The 18,842-nt window shown below is 63.0% G+C and carries 18 protein-coding genes; 5 read left to right on the top strand and 13 right to left on the bottom strand.

The window, feature by feature from the left end; genetic code table 11:
• Positions 1-27 precede the first annotated feature (27 nt).
• The 4 genes from HNQ36_RS11215 to HNQ36_RS11200 all read right to left on the bottom strand — a co-directional run bounded on the left by HNQ36_RS11215 (position 28) and on the right by HNQ36_RS11200 (position 3,613).
• A complete protein-coding gene (locus HNQ36_RS11215; protein ID WP_184084905.1) occupies positions 28-1,083 on the bottom strand; it encodes a lysylphosphatidylglycerol synthase domain-containing protein in 1,056 nt (351 codons plus the stop codon).
• A gap of 156 nt (positions 1,084-1,239) precedes the next feature.
• Positions 1,240-1,755 (bottom strand): DinB family protein, encoded by a 516-nt coding sequence (locus tag HNQ36_RS11210; RefSeq protein ID WP_184085927.1) that lies wholly within the window; start codon positions 1,753-1,755, stop codon positions 1,240-1,242.
• A 12-nt stretch (positions 1,756-1,767) separates the two neighbouring features.
• On the bottom strand, positions 1,768-2,067 hold the full coding sequence (locus HNQ36_RS11205) for a hypothetical protein (protein ID WP_184084902.1): 300 nt from the start codon (positions 2,065-2,067) through the stop codon (positions 1,768-1,770).
• 151 nt (positions 2,068-2,218) lie between these two features.
• Entirely contained in the window at positions 2,219-3,613 is a 1,395-nt protein-coding gene (locus HNQ36_RS11200) for an OmpA family protein (RefSeq protein ID WP_184084898.1), read from the bottom strand.
• 201 nt (positions 3,614-3,814) lie between these two features.
• Here HNQ36_RS11200 and HNQ36_RS11195 point away from each other — a divergent pair, with 201 nt between their 5' ends.
• From HNQ36_RS11195 to HNQ36_RS11185, 3 genes are all read left to right on the top strand, one after another.
• Positions 3,815-4,873, top strand: coding sequence for a polysaccharide deacetylase family protein (locus HNQ36_RS11195; RefSeq protein ID WP_184084895.1), 1,059 nt, complete (start codon positions 3,815-3,817; stop codon positions 4,871-4,873).
• 91 nt (positions 4,874-4,964) lie between these two features.
• Positions 4,965-5,768, top strand: coding sequence for an SDR family NAD(P)-dependent oxidoreductase (locus HNQ36_RS11190; protein WP_184084892.1), 804 nt, complete (start codon positions 4,965-4,967; stop codon positions 5,766-5,768).
• Between the two features lie 3 nt (positions 5,769-5,771).
• Positions 5,772-6,179, top strand: a complete 408-nt coding sequence (locus tag HNQ36_RS11185; RefSeq protein WP_184084889.1) for a GFA family protein — start codon at positions 5,772-5,774, stop codon at positions 6,177-6,179.
• 6 nt (positions 6,180-6,185) lie between these two features.
• On the opposite strand, the gene boxA is transcribed toward HNQ36_RS11185, so the two are convergent.
• The 5 genes from boxA to HNQ36_RS11160 form a co-directional block, all read right to left on the bottom strand.
• Positions 6,186-7,388, bottom strand: coding sequence for a benzoyl-CoA 2,3-epoxidase subunit BoxA (gene boxA, locus HNQ36_RS11180; protein WP_184084886.1), 1,203 nt, complete (start codon positions 7,386-7,388; stop codon positions 6,186-6,188).
• Positions 7,389-7,506: 118 nt separating this feature from the next.
• Positions 7,507-8,952, bottom strand: coding sequence for a benzoyl-CoA 2,3-epoxidase subunit BoxB (gene boxB, locus HNQ36_RS11175; protein ID WP_184084883.1), 1,446 nt, complete (start codon positions 8,950-8,952; stop codon positions 7,507-7,509).
• A 172-nt stretch (positions 8,953-9,124) separates the two neighbouring features.
• Entirely contained in the window at positions 9,125-10,813 is a 1,689-nt protein-coding gene (gene boxC, locus HNQ36_RS11170) for a 2,3-epoxybenzoyl-CoA dihydrolase (RefSeq protein ID WP_184084880.1), read from the bottom strand.
• Positions 10,814-11,026: 213 nt separating this feature from the next.
• Positions 11,027-11,845: an alpha/beta fold hydrolase gene (locus HNQ36_RS11165; protein WP_184084876.1), complete on the bottom strand. Its 819-nt coding sequence runs from the start codon at positions 11,843-11,845 to the stop codon at positions 11,027-11,029.
• 121 nt (positions 11,846-11,966) lie between these two features.
• The gene (locus tag HNQ36_RS11160) at positions 11,967-13,514 is read right to left on the bottom strand and encodes a benzoate-CoA ligase family protein (RefSeq protein ID WP_184084874.1); all 1,548 of its coding nucleotides are present in this window, start codon (positions 13,512-13,514) and stop codon (positions 11,967-11,969) included.
• A 128-nt stretch (positions 13,515-13,642) separates the two neighbouring features.
• Between HNQ36_RS11160 and HNQ36_RS11155 the strand changes: the two genes are divergently transcribed.
• Both HNQ36_RS11155 and HNQ36_RS11150 read left to right on the top strand, forming a co-directional pair.
• Positions 13,643-14,581 carry a helix-turn-helix transcriptional regulator gene (locus HNQ36_RS11155; RefSeq protein WP_283814033.1) on the top strand — a complete coding sequence of 313 codons (939 nt, stop codon included), beginning with the start codon at positions 13,643-13,645 and terminating at the stop codon, positions 14,579-14,581.
• Positions 14,578-15,132, top strand: a complete 555-nt coding sequence (locus HNQ36_RS11150; RefSeq protein WP_184084868.1) for a hypothetical protein — start codon at positions 14,578-14,580, stop codon at positions 15,130-15,132. Before HNQ36_RS11155 ends, HNQ36_RS11150 begins: the two co-directional genes overlap by 4 nt.
• Here the strand turns inward: HNQ36_RS11150 and HNQ36_RS11145 are convergent.
• The 4 genes from HNQ36_RS11145 to HNQ36_RS11130 form a co-directional block, all read right to left on the bottom strand.
• On the bottom strand, positions 15,117-16,223 hold the full coding sequence (locus tag HNQ36_RS11145) for a mandelate racemase/muconate lactonizing enzyme family protein (RefSeq protein WP_184084865.1): 1,107 nt from the start codon (positions 16,221-16,223) through the stop codon (positions 15,117-15,119). The two genes, HNQ36_RS11150 and HNQ36_RS11145, sit on opposite strands and share 16 nt — an antisense overlap.
• Before the next feature lie 90 nt (positions 16,224-16,313).
• A complete protein-coding gene (locus tag HNQ36_RS11140; RefSeq protein ID WP_184084862.1) occupies positions 16,314-17,024 on the bottom strand; it encodes an ABC transporter ATP-binding protein in 711 nt (236 codons plus the stop codon).
• Positions 17,021-17,806, bottom strand: coding sequence for an ABC transporter ATP-binding protein (locus HNQ36_RS11135; protein WP_184084860.1), 786 nt, complete (start codon positions 17,804-17,806; stop codon positions 17,021-17,023). The genes HNQ36_RS11140 and HNQ36_RS11135 overlap by 4 nt, the downstream gene beginning before the upstream one ends.
• Positions 17,799-18,812, bottom strand: a complete 1,014-nt coding sequence (locus tag HNQ36_RS11130) for a branched-chain amino acid ABC transporter permease (RefSeq protein WP_184084858.1) — start codon at positions 18,810-18,812, stop codon at positions 17,799-17,801. The genes HNQ36_RS11135 and HNQ36_RS11130 overlap by 8 nt, the downstream gene beginning before the upstream one ends.
• Between the last annotated feature and the right edge of the window lie 30 nt (positions 18,813-18,842).

The following is an 18,842-nucleotide window of genomic DNA, read 5'->3' as shown; positions in this document are numbered from 1 at the left end:
GCGCCATACCTGTTTCGCGAGCGCGTATTACGAGACCGGAGATCCCGATCCACGAGGCGATCCCGGGGTGGGCTTCGCGGCTTCGTCGAGCCTTTGCAGCGCTGCGGTCACCCGCTTCGCCCGAAGACCGACAATAAGCTCCCGAAGCGAGAGCAAGATGACAGAAAGCATGAACGGCACGAGATAGTACAGCACACGGAACAGCAACATGCCGGCCAGCAGTTCTTCCCGGTCGAACTGGAACAGGCCGACCAGCATCGCGGCATCGAACACGCCGAGTCCGCCCGGCGAATGGCTGGCGAAACCGAGCAGCGTCGCCGACACGAAGATCACCGCGACCACGACGAAACCGACATGGGGCTCGTCGGGAACGAGGATGTACATCGCCAGTGCGCAGAAGCCGAGATCGACGATGCCGATCACGATCTGCAGCAACGTCAGCGGACCGCCGGGAAGAGTGACGGTCCAACTGCCGCGGCCGACTTCCCGCGGTTTCATCCAGACCCACGCCACATAGGCCGTCAATCCGATGAGAATGCAGACCGCTGCGGCGCGATTGAGCCAGACCGGCAGCTTGTCGATGGAAGCCGCCGCCTCCGGATGATAGGCGACGCCGAGACCCAGCACCGCGGCGTTGCCGAGCCAGAACGTCAATCCGGCGAGAAAGCAGACCTTGGCGACATCGACCGCCGAAAGGCCCCAGGCGGAGTAGACGCGGTAGCGCACCACGCCGCCGGTGAAGACACTGGCTCCGACATTGTGACCGATGGAATAGCTGGTGAAGCCGGCGAAGGCGGCAACCCGGTACGGAACATCGTTGCGGCCGATCGCGCGCAGCGCAAACAGGTCATAGAACGTCAGCGTGAAATAGCCGGCGGCGACGCAAAGCCCGGCCAGCGCAACGGTGCGGATTTCGGTTTCGCGCAATGCTTCATAGAGGTCATCGACGTCGAGACCCTGAAGCATGTGATAGAGGATGTAGCAGGCGGTCGCGATAATCGCGATGCTGATCGCAACACCAAGCTTGTGCAGGATTTGCTTCTCGCGCATGTACGCGATGGCCCCGCGAAGTGTCTCCAGCATCCAGACCTCAAAATTCGATCAATCGCACCAGAATGATGTCCTAGCAGACCGGCCGTGCAACCGCGAGGCCGGCAACGCGGATTTGAACCCCTTCACGGGTCCGGAATACCATTAACAATACCGTTTCCTTCCGTACCGCAATGCGTCGCGAAGGTGTCAGGCCGATGACGCCGCTTTGGCCTGCTCACGCTGGAAAAACAGCAGGTCCAGTTCAGTGGCCGGCTGCCCGAGCCCTGTCAAAAGCGCATGAGTCTGACCACGGTGGTGGGTCTGGTGATTGAACCAGTGCGCCAGGGCAGGCGCCCGTTGCTGCACGAACTGTTCGGGACCGGAGACGCGGCGGTAGGAAATCGTTCCGGCAATCCGCGCCTCATCGAGACCATCGACATAGGCCACGATCCGGGCGTCCTCCGCGGCACGGGCGGCACGAAGCGCATCGAAGGCCTCGAACAGGATCGCATCGAGCCGGTCCGGGGCATCACCGTCGCCGGTAAACCGCTTCATCCAGATGCGATCGGTAACCAGCAGATGATTCAGGGTGCCATGGACGGACTTGAAGAAGGCACCGCGATCCGCCCTGTACCGCGTTTCATCGAGACGGGACGCAGCATCGTACAGCCGGGCGTTCGCCCACGCATTGTAATGGCCCAGCATCCGGAAATGCGACGCCAGATCGTTCACGCGTCAGCCGCCGGCCGGCGTATGACGCGAGACCACGAGGTGGCGCAACCACGAGCCGACAGCACAGCCGGCGACGTAGGCCGCCAGCATCATGAGACCGAGGTCCAGCCAATAGCCGAAGCGGCCAGGAGCCAGATGAAACACCGAGGCCAGAACCAGTCCCGCGATCAGCACCACGACCTTGCGCAGCGTGACCGTCGTCCAGCCTTGCCCGCGATGCACGACGGCGATCCATCCCATCGCGAGACCGGCCACGCCCGATGCCAGCAACCAGCCCCAGTTGAATGTCGCAAGGTAGATCATGGAGTGTCGTCCTTATGACCTGATGCCGTCACCCTGAGGTGCCGTAGCGTAGCGAAGGCCTCGAAGGGCGACGGCATGACCGAGCGACATCCTTCGAGGCTCGCAAGAGCTCGCACCTCAGGATGACGCTTTTGCCCGCAGCAGATCATGCTCATTTCACCACGAAATCGATGCGCCGGTTCTTGGCCTTGCCTTCGTCGGTATCGTTGGCGGCGACTGGCTGCGAACTGCCGTAGCCCACCGCTTTCAGCCTGTCCGTCGGCAGGCCGGCCTTGATCAGATAGTCCGCCACCGCCTGCGCGCGCTTCTCGGACAGCGCGACGTTGCCGTTGGTGTCGCCGTCGCTGTCGGTATGGCCGGCGACTTCGATAGTCGCGGTTGGACAGCGCAGCGCCGTCTCGATGAGCTTGTCGAGAAGCCCCATGGAATCCTTGTCGATGGTCGCGCGGCCGGAATCGAACCTGATTTTCGCCTTGGCCAGCAGTTCGAAGAACAATTGCTGGCAGACGGTGGGATCGACCGCGCTGGCGACCGGCTTGACGGAAACCTCGGCTTTCGCGGTCCAGCCCTGCGGCAACTCGCCGCCGATGCCGCCGCGGATCTGGTCGGCCGCGACCGCGTAAAGCGCGTCACCCGACAGCTTCACTTCGCGATCCGAGATCACCAGCGACCCGGTCGAGACCCGCGACAGCGCGCCGAGCCCGGCCACCACCGCGTTCTGGAATCCCTGCGGCGCGCCGACGCTGGCCTTGAGATTGTCCACCAGCTTCTCGGAGAAGAACTTGCGGCCGACCGCTGCGACGATGGCTGCGTGCACGGCGTTGTCCGGCACGTAACCCGCGAGCGTGACCGTATTCGCCACCGGGTCCTTGTTCGCCTGGAAGACGTAAGGCGGTGCCTTGATCGCATTCTCCTTCACCGAAAAACCTTCGGGCAGGTTTTTCAGCGCGGCCAGGATCGCTTCGCGGCTGCCGATTTCGCGCGCCATGCCGGTCAGGCTGACACTGGTGTCGCTGAGTGTGATCTTGCCGTCCTTGAGCTTGCCGACCTGATCGATCAGCAGCAGCGCGGCGTTGTCGAACCGCGGCGGCGCGCCGCGCGCCATCGTCATCCTGTCCGAAATCTCGGTGCCCTTGAGCGACGCGCGGGCCGCCTCCATCAGTTTGGCCTTGATCGCCGGTAACGGCGTGTTGCCACTGAGCGTCACGCGCACCACGTCGCGCTCGATCGACCAGGCAAACGGCTTGGCTTCGGGGATCAGGCTGGTGTTGTCGTTGACCAGCCGCACGCCGGTGACGGCCTCGACCTGCGACGCCGCGCTGCGCCGGCCCTCCTCCGAAAACGCATCCGCCGACAGTTTGACGTCACGGCCGGACACCGCGATCCGGGTCTTGTCGAGCACCGTATCCTTCAGAGCGCGGGTCGAGCGCGCGGCAAGGTCCGCCTCGAGAGGCGCGGTACCGGTCCAGATCGCAGCGATCCACAGAAGCACCAGGGGAATCAACCCTGGCCACCATTTACGTGCCCAACTCGCTAAGCGGCTCATCCCGGACCTTTACCTGACAGAATGCAGACAAAACAAACCCTTGCCGAGGTGTCAAACTGGAAATGAACGCGGCTGCGGTGTCCCGGGCGCAGGCCGGTTTCCAGCCAATGACGGCCGTTTCAGCCATCCGGATAACCGTTTGTTCAACCGTTTCTGCCACATCTCGGAGCCGGATCCTTCGGGATCGCCCGGGCCATCGCCATGAAGCAGCTTCGCAATAACGTCATTCGCGCCGGCCTCGACGCGCTGTACTTCACCGGCGCGCACCATGTGCTGCGGCCGATCCTGGCGGGCGTCGGCACCATCTTCATGCTGCATCACGTCCGCCCGGCCCGCGACGATATGTTCCAGCCCAACCGGCATCTCGAAATCACGCCGGACTTTCTGCGCGAAGTGCTGTCGCATGTGCGCGCGCTCGGCGTGGATATCGTTTCCATGGACGAAGCACACCGCCGAATGAGGGAGCGCGACTTCGCCAGCCGCTTCGCCTGCTTTACGTTCGACGACGGCTATCGCGACAACCGCGACCACGCGCTGCCGGTGATGCGCGACCAGAATGCACCGTTCACAGTCTACGTCGCCAGCGATTTCGCCGAAGGCAACGGGCGACTGTGGTGGGTGGCGCTGGAGCGCGTCATCGCCAAGGCCGGCATTGTAGAGATAACGCGAGACGGCGCAGTGCAGCGGCTTGACGCAGGCGACCCCGCCGCCAAGCAGCAGGCGTTCAACCAGATCCACGACTGGCTGCGCATGCTCCCGAACGACAGGGACGTCCAGCACGCCGTCAGCGATCTGTGTGCGCGGCACGGCGTCGACGATACAGCGATCGTGCGCGAGTTGTGCATGTCGTGGGCTGAGCTGCGATCCTTTGCCCCCGACCCGCTGGTCACCATCGGCGCGCATACAATCAGCCACTGCAACCTGGCGCGGGACAGCGAGGCCGATGCCGCGCACGAGATGCGCGTCAGCCGCGAGCGGATCGAAACCGAGTTGCAGAGACCCGCGCTGCATTTCGCATATCCCTACGGCGACAGGACCGCCGCCGCGGCACGCGAATTCGCCATGGCGCGCGAGCTTGGATTCGCAACCGCCGTGACCACGCGTCCCGGCATGGTGTTCGCCGAGAACGCCGAACATCTCACCGCGCTGCCGCGCATTTCGCTGAACGGCAACTACCAGAACACGCGTTTCCTGTCGGTGCTGACGTCGGGCGCCGCCACCGCGATGTGGAACGGTTTCCGCCGGGTGGATGCGGCCTGAAACGCGTTTCAAACAGACCGCGCAATCGGCCATTCCTTGACACCGCTCTTGCTGCTGGCGCTATATCGCCGCCAAAGCAACAGGAGGCACCATGTTCAAGGATCTGTTTTCACTGAAAGGCCGCGTCGCGGTCGTCACCGGCGGTTCGCGCGGCATCGGCAAGATGATTGCCTCGGGCTTTCTCGCGCAGGGCGCGGCGAAGGTTTACATCACCGCGCGCAAGGCCGGTCCCTGCGAGGAAACCGCCAAGGAACTGACCGCCGCCTATGACGGCGAATGCATCGCGCTGCCGATCGACATGTCCACCGTCGCTGGCTGCGAGAAGCTGGCCGCAGAGTTAATCAAGCGCGAGCCGAAGATCGATATTCTCGTCAACAACGCAGGCGCGGCCTGGGGCGCGGCCTTCGACGAATTCCCGGAAGCCGGCTGGGACAAGGTGATGAATCTGAATGTGAAGTCGCTGTTCTTCCTGACCAAGGCGCTGGCCAAGCCGCTGCGCGCCGCCGCCACAAAGGAGAAGCCCGGCAAGGTCATCAATATCGCATCGATCGACGGCCTGTCGGTCAATCCGATGGAAACCTATTCCTATCAGGCGAGCAAGGCGGCGGTGATCCATCTCACGCGCCGCATGGCCGCCAAGCTGATTAAGGACAACATTAATGTCACGGCGATCTGCCCCGGCGCGTTTGAGTCAGACATGAACACGGCGGCACGCGATCACGGCGACACGATCGCGAAGGCGATCCCGTCAAAGCGTATCGGCACGCCGGAGGATATGGCAGGCATCGCAATCTACCTCGCGTCGCGCGCTGGTGACTATGTCGTCGGCAATGCCATCGCGGTCGATGGCGGTATCGTCTACGCGAACCTCAGCCTGCCGGTCTCGGGCGAGTAAGTCGTGGCGACGCGCACTGCGAAATGCGTGTGCGGGCAATTGTCGGTCGCCGTGACAGGCGAGCCGTCGGGTGTCTACGCGTGTAGTTGCAAGTCCTGCCAGCGCGGCAGCGGCAGCGTGTTCAGTTACGCGGCCGTCTATCCGATATCCGCGATGTCGGTTTCGGGTGAGCACAAGGCCTATCGCTATACGTCCGATTCCGGGCGATGGGGCGAGGGACATTTCTGCCCGACCTGCGGCACCAACGTATTCACTCTTCTTGAAATACAGCCGGACGACGTTGCGATCGCCGCCGGTTGTTTTGCCGACGCGTCGTTCGCGCCGCCGTCCCTGCTGTGCTGGGCGTCACGCCGTCACGCCTGGCTCAAAATGCCGGATGTCACCGAGTTGGTCGACACGCAGCCAGATTGATCGCGGTCAGTACGTCTCGACGTGATAGCGGCCGCTCTCGCGCATCTGCGGCTTGAGCGCCGACCAGTCGATCGACGCCGAGCGACAGGCATCGGCAAAGGCTTCATCGACGCCGCTCTCCATACCCTTCAGCCCGCAAATATAAACGTGGGTCTTGTCGTCGCGCAGCAGCGCGGCGATCTGCGCCATCTCAGAGCGGATACGATCCTGCACATAGACGCGCGGCTGGTCCGGCACGCGCGAGTAGCAGAAGTATTTGCCGAGCAGTTTTTCCGGGACCTTTTGCAGCGGCCCGAAATACGGCAGTTCCTCCGGACGCCGCGCGCCAAAGAACAGCAGCAACCGTCCCGGCGCATCGGGCATGGCACGGCGGCGGCGTTCGGTGAAGCCACGGAATGGCGCGGAGCCCGTGCCGGTGCAGATCATGATGATATTTGCAGCGGGATCATCCGGCATCAGGAAGGTCGCGCCGAACGGCCCGGTGATCTCAAGTTTCGCACCGCGCGGCAGATCGCAGAGATAATTCGAGCAAACGCCTTTGTCCTCACGCTTCACGGTGAGCGCGAGATTGTTGGTGTTCGGCTTCTCGCCGCCGCGCGGCGACGCCACCGAATAGAGCCGAGCGACATGCGGTTTGCCGTTCTCATCGGTGCCGGGCGCGACGATGCCGATGCTCTGGCCCTCCAGCACCGGAAATTTCTGGTCGCCCAAATCCAGAATGATATGCCGCACGTCCGAATCCGCAGCCGCATCGGTCAGACGGAAATTTCCAGTGACGGTCGCAGTCGCGGGCTTGGAGCGATTGTAGAGATTGACCGTCGGCTTGCTGGCGGAATGCGGCGCGACCGGCTTGCCGCCGAGACCCTTGCGGGCTTCTTCGAGCAGCCGTGAGACTTCATCCTCCAGTGCCTCGACCGCAGCGCCCTCGCCCGCAGCCGCCGTCGCGACCTCTTCCTGCTTCGGCAGTTCTTCCCACGAATATTGCTCTTCGAGGGAATAAGCCTTCGTCACCACGCGCCAGTTGTCGATCGACCCCGTGGGGCACGGCGAAATGCAGTCCATGCAGTGATTGCAGATGCTCGCGTCGACGACATAGTTGTTGCCGTCATGCGTCACCGCATCGACCGGACATGTCTCTTCGCAGGTGTTGCAGCGAATGCATATTTCCGGGTCGATGAGATGTTGCTTCAGGAGTTCGGTTGTCGTCATGACCGTTCAACATATCCAGTCGTCATCACCGGGCTTGTCCCGGTGATCCACGTCTTACTTTGAAGTCGGAAAGACGTGGATGGCCGGGTCAAGCCCGGCCATGACGAGTTGAGAGTCCTCACGCCGCGATCTTCACGTATTCGAAGTCGCCGGGCTTGTTGTCGATGCCGACTTTCGGCGGCGCGATCCAGTTCGCGAACTTGCCGGGCTCCGAGACCGGTTCCATCAGCGACGAGATGAAATCGCCGTCCGCCGTCGAGGGCAGGTAGTCGTTGCGAATTTTGGCCCATTCCGCGTCGCTGACGATGACGCCTTTCGGCGTGGCATTGACGTCCTTGAACTCGCCGATCTGGCGATGGAACGCGGTGTGCGGCAGTTCGAGCCGGAAGTTGACGCCGGTTTTCTCGATGACCTTGTTCCAGCGCTCGACGCCCTTTTCGCAATCCAGCGTGTAGTCGTCGCGCAGCCGCATATTGAGCGCGGTGAGCGCGGGCTCGTCGACCAGCGTGATCTTGCCGTCGACCAGCTTGAGCACCTTGTAGATGTCGTTGGTCAGGCGATGATCGTCGTCGATCTTGGTTTCCTGGAAGCGGCCCTTAAGGCCCGAATTGTAGAAATTCGCCGCATTGGTGGAAACTTCCGAGCCGAACAGATCCAGCGACAGCGAGTAATGCAGGTTCATCTTCTTCTGCATGGTCGGCAGATCGATCACGCCGAGCGCGCGGACCTTCTCGATCTCGTTCGGATCTTCGATACCGGCAGCCTTCATGGCGTCGCAGGTGCGCTGGAGAACCCGACTCACTCCGGTCTCGCCGACGAACATGTGGTGGGCTTCTTCGGTCAGCATGAAGCGGCAGGTGCGCGACAGCGGATCGAAGCCGGACTGCGCCAGACTCTCAAGCTGCATCTTGCCGTCGCGATCGGTGAAGAACGTGAACATGAAGAACGACAGCCAGTCGGGCGTGGCTTCATTGAAGGCGCCGAGCATGCGCGGCGCGTCCTCGTCGCCCGAGCGCCGACGCAGCAAATCGTCGGCTTCCTCGCGGCCGTCGCGGCCGAAATACTTTTGCAGCAGGTAGACCATCGCCCAGAGATGACGGCCTTCCTCGACGTTGACCTGAAACAGGTTGCGCATGTCGTAGAGCGACGGCGCGGTCTTGCCGAGATGCCGCTGCTGCTCGACGGAGGCCGGTTCGGTGTCGCCCTGAATGACGACGAGACGGCGGAGCATCGCGCGATATTCGCCCGGCACTTCCTGCCACGCCTTCTCGCCCTTGTGCTGGCCGAAGTTCACCTGACGTTGCTCGTCCTGCGGCGCTAGCAATACGCCCCAGCGATATTCCGGCATGCGCACGTAATCGAATTTGGCCCAGCCCTTCGGATCGACGCTGATGGCGGTGCGCAGATAGACCAGCGATTCCTGGAAACCTTCCGGCCCCATGTCGTTCCACCAGTCGAGATAACCCGGATGCCAGCCTTCCAGCGCTTTCAGCACCTGACGGTCTTCGGCGAGATTGACGTTGTTCGGGATCTTGGTGGTGTAATCGACGTTCATGATGTTCATGGCGTGCTCCTTGATGTCGTGCCGCGCATTCTGCCGTTGTCTCTCCCGTCATCCTGAGGTGCGAGCGCATCTTGCGCGCGAGCCTCGAAGGGTGGCGGGTCAATTGTTGTTTCGGCTCTCATCCTTCGAGGCTAGCAAGTGCTCGCACCTCAGGATGACGCCGCCGATTGCTTCAAACCCGTGTCATGTCGAACTGCGCGCGCTCGCCGGTGCCGTAGCGTTGCAGCGCGCCGTTCTCGCCCACCGCATTCGGCCGCTGGAAGATCCAGTTCTGCCAGGCGGTGAGCCGCGAAAAGATTTTCGATTCCATGGTCTCCGGACCGACGAAGCGGAGATTCGCCTCCATACCGGTGAGGCTGTCGGGCGAGAAGCTGGTCCGCTCCTCGAAGAACACCCGCACCTCGTCGTCCCAGTCGATGTCGTCGAGCGCGAACGTCACCAGACCAAGCTCTTCGGCGGTCTCGGCGTCGAGCGCCTCACCAATTCTCGCCTTCGCGGTCTCGATATCGGACGGATCGGCCTGGAAACGCGATTCCAGCCGGGTCAGGCCGTGGCTCATCGGATAGGGGCCGAAGTTCGCCGCACTCAGGATGATTTCGGCGGGCGCGCGGTTGTCACCCTGCTTCTCGCCGATCAGCATGTAGGAACGGTCGGCTGCGAACACGAGCTCAGCCAGCGTGCCGACGAAGCAGGAGCCGGGCTCGACCAATGTGACCAACGTGCGCGAGGTGACGTCGATGCGCTTGAGCACACGCTTCCAGTAATGACGGATTTCGTTGACCAGCCAGTTCGTCTTGTTGGTTTCCAGAAGCGCGTCATAGGCCAGCACCCGCGAACGTTCGCCGTGGGACTTGAACACCAGCATCGCGATTTCAAGCTCGTTGATGCGCAGATGCAGAATGGCGTCGTCCAGTTCGCGCGCCACCTGAAGCGGCCAGAAATCCGCGCCCTGCGCCGTCATGCCCGCGACATCGGCGGGCGGATCGTTCTCCGGCGCCTTGATCGAAATGGTGGCGATGCGCCCGGCGCGATTGAGATCGACGCTGACGAAACCATAACGAATGCCGTCTTCGGTGAAGCTGCGCTTCAGCGGCTTGAGCGTAACGCCCTGCCCCTCGCCCGCGCGCTTCGATTGGCTTACGAATTCCTTGGCGCGATCCGCGACCCTGGCTTCGAGCTTGGAGTTGGACACGATCTCGTCCACCAGCCGCCACTGCACGGCGCGCTTGCCCTTGATGCCTTCCTCGATGGTGCAGAAAAAGTCGGCGTGGTCGCGGCGCACCTTGCGCTTGTCGACAACGCGCGTAAGCCCGCCGGTACCCGGCAGCACCGCGAGCAGCGGCACTTCGGGGAGCGCGACAGCAGCAGCGCCGTCATCCGCCATGATGATGTGATCGGCGGCGAGCGCCAGTTCGTAGCCGCCGCCGGCCGCGGTGCCGTTGACGACGCAGATGAAGCGCTGGCCGGAATTCTCCGACGAGTCCTCGAGACCGTTGCGGGTCTCGTTGGTGAACTTGCAGAAGTTCACTTTATGCGCGTGGGTCGAGCCCGCGAGCATGCGGATGTTGGCGCCGGCGCAGAACACGCGGTTCTTGCCCGAGCGCAGCAGCACGACTTTCACCTGCGGATGCTCGAACCGCAGCCGCTGCACGGCGTCCGCCAGTTCGATATCGACGCCGAGGTCGTAGGAATTCAGCTTGAGCAAATAGCCCTCGAACAGGCCGCCGTTCTCATCGACGTCCATGGTCAGCGTGGCGACATCGCCCGCCACATCGAGCTTCCAGTGCCGGTATCTCAAAGGCTCGGTCTGGAAGTCGATAAAGGTCGCGCTGTTGGCGAGTTTTCTGTCCGTCTGGGCCATTGGCCACCCTCGATCCGGCTGAAATCTGAATTATAATGCACAATAATGCAGCTTTTAGAGCCTGTCCAGCTTCATAATGCAGTCATCCTGCATTTTTATGCATGTCGCCGTTCTCGTCATGGCCGGGCTTGCCCCGGCCATCCACGTCTTTTGGCCGCCAGCGAGACGTGGATGCCCGGCATAAAGCCGGGCATGACGAACGAGAGATCGACTCTAAGCAGCACGCTCCAAGGCACCTTCGCCGTGCAGGGACAACAGACGATTGGCGAAATCCGCCGCCGCCTTCAGCGTCACATCGGGTGCCTCACGGTGCGGGGAATGGCCCGCGCCGGGAATGATCGTCGTGTCCACCGGGCAGTAGCATTCGGCCTGCGCGATCTCGATGTGACGCTGTGTGCCGTACTGGTCGTCCGCGCCCTGAATGATCTCGACCGGCACGCGCACGTACGCGAGCGACTCCGAAATATCCCACTCGCGGAATTTCGGATCGAGCCAGACACCGGCCCAGCCGTTGAACGCGTTGTCGACGTCCTTGTGCCAGCGCGCCAGCTTCGGCTTGAGATCGCCGGTGTCGTAGTTCTGCCGGGTCTTGGCGATGGAGACGAGCCCGAAATCCTCGACCACAAAGTGCGGCGCGATCAGCATGACGCCACGCACGCGATGATCCTGGATGCCGCCGGCATAGATCGTCGCAATCGACGCCCCGTCGGAATGGCCGAGCAGCAGGCCGCGGCGAAAGCCGATGGCGTCGAGCACCTTCGGCAACACCTCGAGCGCCTCGATGTCCATGAAATTCAGCGGCCGCGGCAGTTTGACCGGCGACGAGTTGCCGTAACCCGCGCGCGAATAGACGAACACGCCCGCCCCCGTTGCGGCCTGCAGTTTCTCGGGGAAATCACCCCACAGCCCGACGGAGCCGAGGCCTTCATGCAACATCACGATGGTCGGCGCCTTGTCGGGCGTCGGCCCGATCATGCGGTATTCGAGCTGCGCATCGCCGATTGCGAGTGTGCCGGAGGGTTGCAGGGTCATTGTCGATTCCTCATCATTCTCTTCCGTTCAATTCGTCATTGCGAGGAGCGCTTGCGACGAAGCAATCCAGTCTTGCTTGTTGCTTCTGGATTGCTTCGCTTCGCTCGCAATGACGGCGTTGTTACTTCGCGCTATCACGCAGCTTGAAGCGCTGGATTTTTCCGGTTGCGGTTTTCGGCAAACTCTCCACCACCTCGATCCAGCGCGGATATTTCCAGGGGCCGATCTTCTGCTTGACGTGCTCTTTCAGTGCGCCGTTGAGATCGCTCACCGAGGCGCCCTGCTTCAGTACGACAAATGCTTTCGGTTTCAGCAGGCCTTCGGCATCCTCGGCAGGCACCACGGCAGCTTCCGCCACCGAGGGATGCGTGATCAGCGCGCTTTCCACTTCGAAGGGCGAAACCCAGATGCCGGACACCTTGAACATGTCATCGGAGCGGCCGCAGTAGGTGTAACGGCCCTCCGCGTCGCGGGTGTACTTGTCGCCGGTGCGGGTCCAGCCGCCCTCGAACGTTTGCCGGCTCTTGCTGCGCTGGTTCCAGTAGCCTTCACCGGCCGACGGCGCGTTGACGATCAACTCACCGACCTCGCCGTCCGCAACATCCGCGCCTGCGTCATTCACAAGCCGCACGGCATAACCGGGAACGGGTTTGCCCGAGGTGCCGTACTTGATGTCGCCCGGTGCATTGGAGAGAAAGATGTGCAGCAGTTCGGTCGAACCGACGCCGTCGAGAATGTCGACGCCGAAACGCTGCTGCCAGCTTTGGCCCACAAGTTCCGGCAACGCTTCGCCCGCCGAGGTGCAGACGCGCAAACGCCTGGTGCGCGGCTCGTTCTTGAAGGCCTCGTCATTGAGCATCGCCGCGAACAGCGTCGGCACGCCGAAGAAGATGCTCGGATCGTGCTTGCGGATCAGTTCGAACATCACCTGCGGGGTCGGGCGCTCGGGATTGAGGACCGTCGTCGCGCCCACCGACATCGGGAAGGTCAGCGCGTTGCCGAGACCGTAGGCAAAGAACAGTTTCGCCGCCGAGAGGCCGACATCATCCTCGCGAATGCCGAGCACCTGCTTGGCGTAGGTCTCTGCCGTCGCTTCGAGATTGGAATGCAGGTGACGCACGCCCTTCGGCATGCCGGTCGAGCCGGACGAGTACAGCCAGAACGCAGGCTCATCTGGATGGGTCGCGGCGGTCTCGAACTGATCGCTCTCTTTCGCGAGTTCATCCTTGAACAGCAGATGACCCTGCGCGTTCGCACCCGACACCACCACATGCTGCAAATCCGGCATGCGACCGAGCACATCCTTCACCACCGGCAACAACGCCTCAGAGATGAACAGCACCCGCGCGCGGCAATCCGCCAGCACATAGGCATATTGCTCGGACGTCAGCAGCGTGTTGAGCGGCACCGGCACGATGCCGGCGCGGATACTTCCCAGAAACACGATCGGAAAATCCACCGTGTCGAGCATCATCATCGCGACGCGCTCTTCCCGCCGCACGCCCAGCCGCCGCAGCAGGTTGGCGAGGCGGCGGGTCTGCGCCTGCAACTCGCCATAGGTGATCTCGGAGACCGGATCCTTGAACACGACCTTTTTGCCGCGCCCCGCCGCCACATTGCGGTCGAGCAGATAGGTCACGGCATTGTATCCGCCGGATAAATCGCTCATGACTTCGATTCTGGGCCGGTGCCCAGTCCACCCTCAACCCGCACGAAGCTCTCCCGCTGATCTATTTCTTAGAATTATAATTCATATAAAGTCACCCCCTGAGCTTGCTGTCAACCTTTTCCGGCATTATGTTTCAGGTCCATCACGAGTCGAACGGCATGACCCCGCAGGCAGAACTGGAAACCCATTTCCTTGAGCAGCTTGGGCAGCGCGTCCGCACCATGCGCGCGCTGCGCGGCATGTCGCGGAAAGTGCTGGCGAAGGTTTCGGGAATTTCCGAGCGCTACATCGCGCAGCTCGAAAGCGGCAAGGGCAACGTCTCCATCGTGCTGCTGCGGCGCGTGTCCGCAGCAATGGGCGCCCATGTCGAGGACCTGATCCCGACCACGGACACCTCGCCGGACTGGTTGGTGATCCGCGACCTGATGCGCAACGCGACGCCGCCGCAAATCGCACAGGCCAAGGACATTCTCTCCGGCAATGGCGCTTCGCGCCACGGCAACACCTTTGCGGGTATCGCCTTGATCGGGCTGCGCGGCGCCGGCAAATCGACGCTCGGCAAGATGCTGGCGAAAAAGATCGGCTGGACCTTCGTCGAGCTGAACAAGGAAATCGAACAGCAGAACGGCCTGTCGGTCGCCGAGATCATCGCGCTCTACGGCCAGGAAGGTTTCCGCCGCATGGAGCAGGCGGCGCTGGCGCAATTGCTCGCGCGCAAGGAGCCGATCGTGCTGGCGACCGGCGGCGGCATCGTCTCCGAACCGGTGACGTTCGATCTGGTGCTGTCGTCGTTCTATACGATCTGGCTCAAAGCCACGCCCGAGGAACACATGGGACGCGTGCGCAAGCAGGGCGACCTGCGGCCGATGGCCGACGACCGCTCCGCCATGCAGGAGCTGCGCACCATCCTCGTGAGTCGCGAGCCGCTCTACGCGCGCGCGGCGGCGCAGGTCGACACCGCGGGGCTCGATATCGATGAAGCCGCGCGGCGGCTGGCCGATACCGTCGCGCCGGTGCTGGCGAAGCAGTCGCTGACATTCGCGCCGCGCGCCGTCGCCGCGCAATGAGCGCGGCTCTCGATACCATCGCTGCACCATCGAAAACTGCCGGACGTGCACGCACTCTTGCGGATCTGCTCACCGCGCGCGGGCTTGACGCGGCGAACATCGTCGCGATCCGAAACACCTTGCACGCCGACGATATGTCGCGCGATTTCCGCACCCTCGCCGACGTCGTTGAGGCCAACGCGCTGCCGATGCTTGACCGCATGCAGGACGGACCGCGTATCGCGCACGACGCATTGGTGCTGTCATTCGCCGCGCTTGACGATGGCCGCGCGCGGTTGACGGGTTTTCGCCGCTTCCTGATGCGGCGCGAAGGCATCGTGCCGACGGACATCGTCTATGACTACGACGCCGCGCATCTGTTGCATGCGTTCATCGCCCGCGCCGCAACGCCGGTGTTCTATGATACATTCGATGAAGCGGGGCTCGACGATCTGATCGAGCAGCTTGTGGTGCAATGGCCGCAACCGCTGGAGCGGCATATCGTTGATGCGAATGATCCGAGGTTGATCGTTGCCGCAGGTGAGCCGAAGCTGAATCACGTCACGCGGTAACGCTCCATGACGTCCCTGTCCGGCTCATAGCCCAGCCCCGGCCCGTCAGGCACCGCGATGGTGCCCGCCGCATCGACATCGATACGGCCCCGCCAAAGACATGCGGTGCGGTTCATGTAAAAGACTTCGACGAACGTGCCGTCATCGCGAAGCGACATGAGTTGAAGGGTCGCAAGAAAGCCCGGCCCGAAATAGGGGGAGTGGGGCGCGAGCCTGATGCCCAGCTCATCGGCCAGCGCGACAACCTTCAGATATTCCGTGACGCCGCCGACCTTGATAACCGAGGGCTGCGCAAAGCCGGCCGCGCCCGCCGCCAGCATCTGGCGGAACTGATAAAAGGTGCACGCATTCTCGCCCGCGGCGAGATCGAGCCCACCTTTCTTGCGGACCTCCGCCAAGGTTGTGAAATCCTCCGGCGGCCAAACCGGCTCCTCGAGAAACAAGGGCGCAGCCGCCTGGCATTCATGAGCGAACGCGATCGCAGTCGCTCCATCCATCGGGCAGTTCATGTCGACCATCAGCGGAATGTTCGCGCCGATCGCCTGCCGCGCCGCAAAGACCGGCGGCACCGTGGTCTCATGGAGCTTGATGGCCGGGTAGCCGCGCCGCAGCGCCGCTTCGCACTCTTGTGCAACCAGATCGGGCTTGCCGATCTTGAGCAGGCTTGCGTAGGCGGGAATCCGCGCTCGCTTGCGCGCACCGATCAGGCGATGCAACGGCTCGCCCTGCACCCGCGCGGCAATATCCCACAATGCGATATCGAGGCCGGAGATCGCGAACATCGTGATGCCGTAACGGCCGAACAGATGCAGGTTACGCTGGATGCGCTCCATGAAAGCGGGAATGCCTACCGCATCAGGGACTTCAAGGCCCCTGGCTTGCGGCGCGATCATCTCGTCGATAGCGGTCGCCGTCGAGCGGGGGCAAACGTAACCCCAGGCATCGCCCCAGCCGGTCAGCCCCGCATCGGTTGAGACTTCGACAAGGACGATATCCACCGCAGCAATGGCCGAAGCGCCCTGCTTGAAACTCGCCACGCCAGCGTCATAAGGGATACGGATGTGGTGTGCGCGAACGTCGGCGATCTGCATGTGCGTCAACCCCGCTTGCAGAACGATAGCAGGACACCGCCGACAAGCCAGTCCGATTCTGGCCCGCCGGCCATCTATGGGCCGGACTGGCTAAACCCCCAGATGCTGCTCTAGCAGATCCTGTTTCTCCGCCAACGCAGCCGGCGTACCATCGAACACCACCGTGCCCTTCGACAGCATCACCATGCGGTCGGCGATCCGAGAAAGAGACCTGAAATCCTTATCGACCACGATGGTTGCAACACCTTCGCTGCGAATGATGCCGAGGGTGCGCCAGATGTCCTTTGCAACGAGTGGCGCAAGACCTTCGGTGGCCTCGTCGATCAGGATCAGATCGGGATTGGTCATCAGCGCCCGGCCGATAGTCAACATCTGTTGTTCGCCGCCGGAGAGTTGCTGCCCGCCGTTGGCGCGGCGCGCATGAAGGCGTGGAAACAAGTCGTAGATCTTCTCCAACGTCCACGCGCGGCGTCCGTCGATGCCGGGCCGCGCCGCCATCACGAGATTTTCCACCACCGACAGCGAGCCGAACACACCGCGGCCTTCCGGCACCAGCGCCACGCCCGCGCGCGCAATCGCTTCGGGGGCCGCGCGCATGATGTCGCGGCCGTTGAGATTGATCTGGCCGCGCCGGTCGGCGACAAGCCCCATCAGCGATCGCAACAGCGTGGTCTTGCCCATGCCGTTGCGGCCGAGCAGCGCCACCTGTTCACCGCGCGCAACCGAGAGCGCGATGCCATGCAGTACCTGCCCTGCGCCGTAGAATGCTTCGAGCTTCTGCACTTCAAGGAGCGCGCTCATGCCGCGTCCTCCTCAACGCCGAGATAGGCGAGCCGCACCGCCGGATCGACGCGGACATCCTGCGGCAAACCGCTGGCGATGACATGGCCGTCCGCCATCACCGTGAGACGATCCGCCAGCTCGAACACCGCGTCCATGTCGTGCTCGACCACCAGCACCGCGCGGCCCTTCTTCAGCGATGCAATTAGGTCGACCACCTTGCGTGCCTCGGATTGGCCCATGCCCGCGAGCGGCTCGTCGAGCAGGATAATTCGCGGCTGCGTCGCCAGCACCATGGCGATCTCCAATTGACGCTGCTCGCCGTGGGACAGATGCGTCGCGGTCATCTGCGCGCGCGCCAGAAGTCCCGCCTGCTCCAGCGCCTCGCTTGTGCGCCGATTGACGTCGGCATCGGACGTCACATTGCCGAACATTTTCAGCGGCGACGCGGCATGGGCCTGCGCCGCCAGCCGCACGTTCTCCTGTGCGCTGAACTGCGGGAAGATCGTGGTCTTCTGATACGAACGGCCGAGCCCGGCGCGTGCACGACGATCCGGCGCAAGGCGGGTGATGTCACCAAATCCAGAAGAATTTTGGCCACCGATCATGATTTCTCCCGCACTCGGCGTGAGATCGCCGGATAGCAGGTTGATCAGGGTCGACTTGCCGGCGCCGTTCGGCCCGATCACGGCGTGAATTTCGCCGGTGTGTACGTCGAGCGAGACATCTGAAACGGCGGTGAGGCCGCCGAAATGTTTTCTCAGGCCCTCGGCGCGCAAGGCGACCTGTGCATTGTCAGCCATGATCCGCCTCCGTCATCGGCTTTGCATCCGCGCGCGGCTGCGGGCGATCCTCCGGCGATCTCAGCACCATCTTCAGCAGATCGCGCACGCCATTAGGTAGCATCAGCACGATCAGGATCACGATCAGGCCTTCCGCGAGCTTCCAGTGTTCGGTAGTGGCTTTCAACACTTCCTCCAGCCCGATCAACACCAGCGCGCCGACCAGCGGCCCCGCGACCGAGCGCTGACCGCCGATCAGCACCATGACCAGCACCGTTGCCGACAGATGCCAGCCCAGCATCTGCGGGGCGACAAAGCCGAATTGAGCGGCGGCGAAATATCCGGCGATGCCCGCAATCGCACCCGAGATCACGAACGCGGTCAGCCGCACGCGGAACACCGGAAAGCCGAGCGCGCGGGCCCGGCGTTCATTGTCGCGGGCTGCCGCCAGCGCATGACCGAACGGCGAGCGCACGATCATTGTCAGCAGCGCGATCACCGCCACCAGCACGGCCAGCACCACGAAATAGTAAACCAGCGGCTTTTCGAGATCGAGCAGCGTGATGTTGCCCAGCATCATCGACGGCTTGTTGTAGATGAAGGCGCCGTCCGAGCCGCCGGCGAACTTGCTGTCATGAAAGAAAAAGAACAGCATCTCGCCGAACGCCAGTGTCACCATGATGAAGTAGATGCCGCGGGTGCGCAGCGCCAGCGAGCCGATCACGGCGGCCACCGCCGCCGATGCCGCGACGGCGAGCGGCAGCGTCCACCACAGCGAAGCCGGATCATATTTCGGCGAGGCCAGCGCCAGCGCGTAACCAGCGATGCCGAAGAACGCCGCGTGGCACAGGCTCACCAGCCCGCCATAGCCGACCACGAGATTGAGCGACATCGCCAGGATGCCCATGATCAGCGCCTTGCTGATGAACTGCACGTAGTAAGTCGGCGCGACGAACGGCAGCGCGATTGCCAGCGCTAACAGGACGCCCGGCACCAGCCACGCACGCGGATCGCGTTGCGTGCTCATGTGTTGCTCCGCATGATCTGCTTTCGGGAT

The organism is Afipia massiliensis (genome assembly GCF_014203115.1).
GTDB lineage: Bacteria > Pseudomonadota > Alphaproteobacteria > Rhizobiales > Xanthobacteraceae > Afipia > Afipia massiliensis.
The sequence above is the reverse complement of the archived record's forward strand: the minus strand, read 5'-3'. Positions and strand labels throughout refer to the sequence as shown.

Bases quoted from the DNA above. Each gene is read 5' to 3' on its own strand.
- HNQ36_RS11190 (WP_184084892.1), top strand. From the start codon at position 4,965: ATGTTCAAGGATCTGTTTTCACTGAAAGGCCGCGTCGCGGTCGTCACC.
- HNQ36_RS11165 (WP_184084876.1), bottom strand. From the start codon at position 11,845: ATGACCCTGCAACCCTCCGGCACACTCGCAATCGGCGATGCGCAGCTC.
- boxA (WP_184084886.1), bottom strand. From the start codon at position 7,388: ATGACGACAACCGAACTCCTGAAGCAACATCTCATCGACCCGGAAATA.
- HNQ36_RS11145 (WP_184084865.1), bottom strand. From the start codon at position 16,223: ATGCAGATCGCCGACGTTCGCGCACACCACATCCGTATCCCTTATGAC.
- HNQ36_RS11200 (WP_184084898.1), bottom strand. From the start codon at position 3,613: ATGAGCCGCTTAGCGAGTTGGGCACGTAAATGGTGGCCAGGGTTGATT.
- HNQ36_RS11215 (WP_184084905.1), bottom strand. From the start codon at position 1,083: ATGCTGGAGACACTTCGCGGGGCCATCGCGTACATGCGCGAGAAGCAA.
- HNQ36_RS11195 (WP_184084895.1), top strand. From the start codon at position 3,815: ATGAAGCAGCTTCGCAATAACGTCATTCGCGCCGGCCTCGACGCGCTG.
- HNQ36_RS11130 (WP_184084858.1), bottom strand. From the start codon at position 18,812: ATGAGCACGCAACGCGATCCGCGTGCGTGGCTGGTGCCGGGCGTCCTG.
- boxB (WP_184084883.1), bottom strand. From the start codon at position 8,952: ATGAACATCATGAACGTCGATTACACCACCAAGATCCCGAACAACGTC.
- HNQ36_RS11155 (WP_283814033.1), top strand. From the start codon at position 13,643: ATGTTTCAGGTCCATCACGAGTCGAACGGCATGACCCCGCAGGCAGAA.
- HNQ36_RS11160 (WP_184084874.1), bottom strand. From the start codon at position 13,514: ATGAGCGATTTATCCGGCGGATACAATGCCGTGACCTATCTGCTCGAC.
- HNQ36_RS11135 (WP_184084860.1), bottom strand. From the start codon at position 17,806: ATGGCTGACAATGCACAGGTCGCCTTGCGCGCCGAGGGCCTGAGAAAA.
- HNQ36_RS11150 (WP_184084868.1), top strand. From the start codon at position 14,578: ATGAGCGCGGCTCTCGATACCATCGCTGCACCATCGAAAACTGCCGGA.
- boxC (WP_184084880.1), bottom strand. From the start codon at position 10,813: ATGGCCCAGACGGACAGAAAACTCGCCAACAGCGCGACCTTTATCGAC.
- HNQ36_RS11205 (WP_184084902.1), bottom strand. From the start codon at position 2,067: ATGATCTACCTTGCGACATTCAACTGGGGCTGGTTGCTGGCATCGGGC.
- HNQ36_RS11140 (WP_184084862.1), bottom strand. From the start codon at position 17,024: ATGAGCGCGCTCCTTGAAGTGCAGAAGCTCGAAGCATTCTACGGCGCA.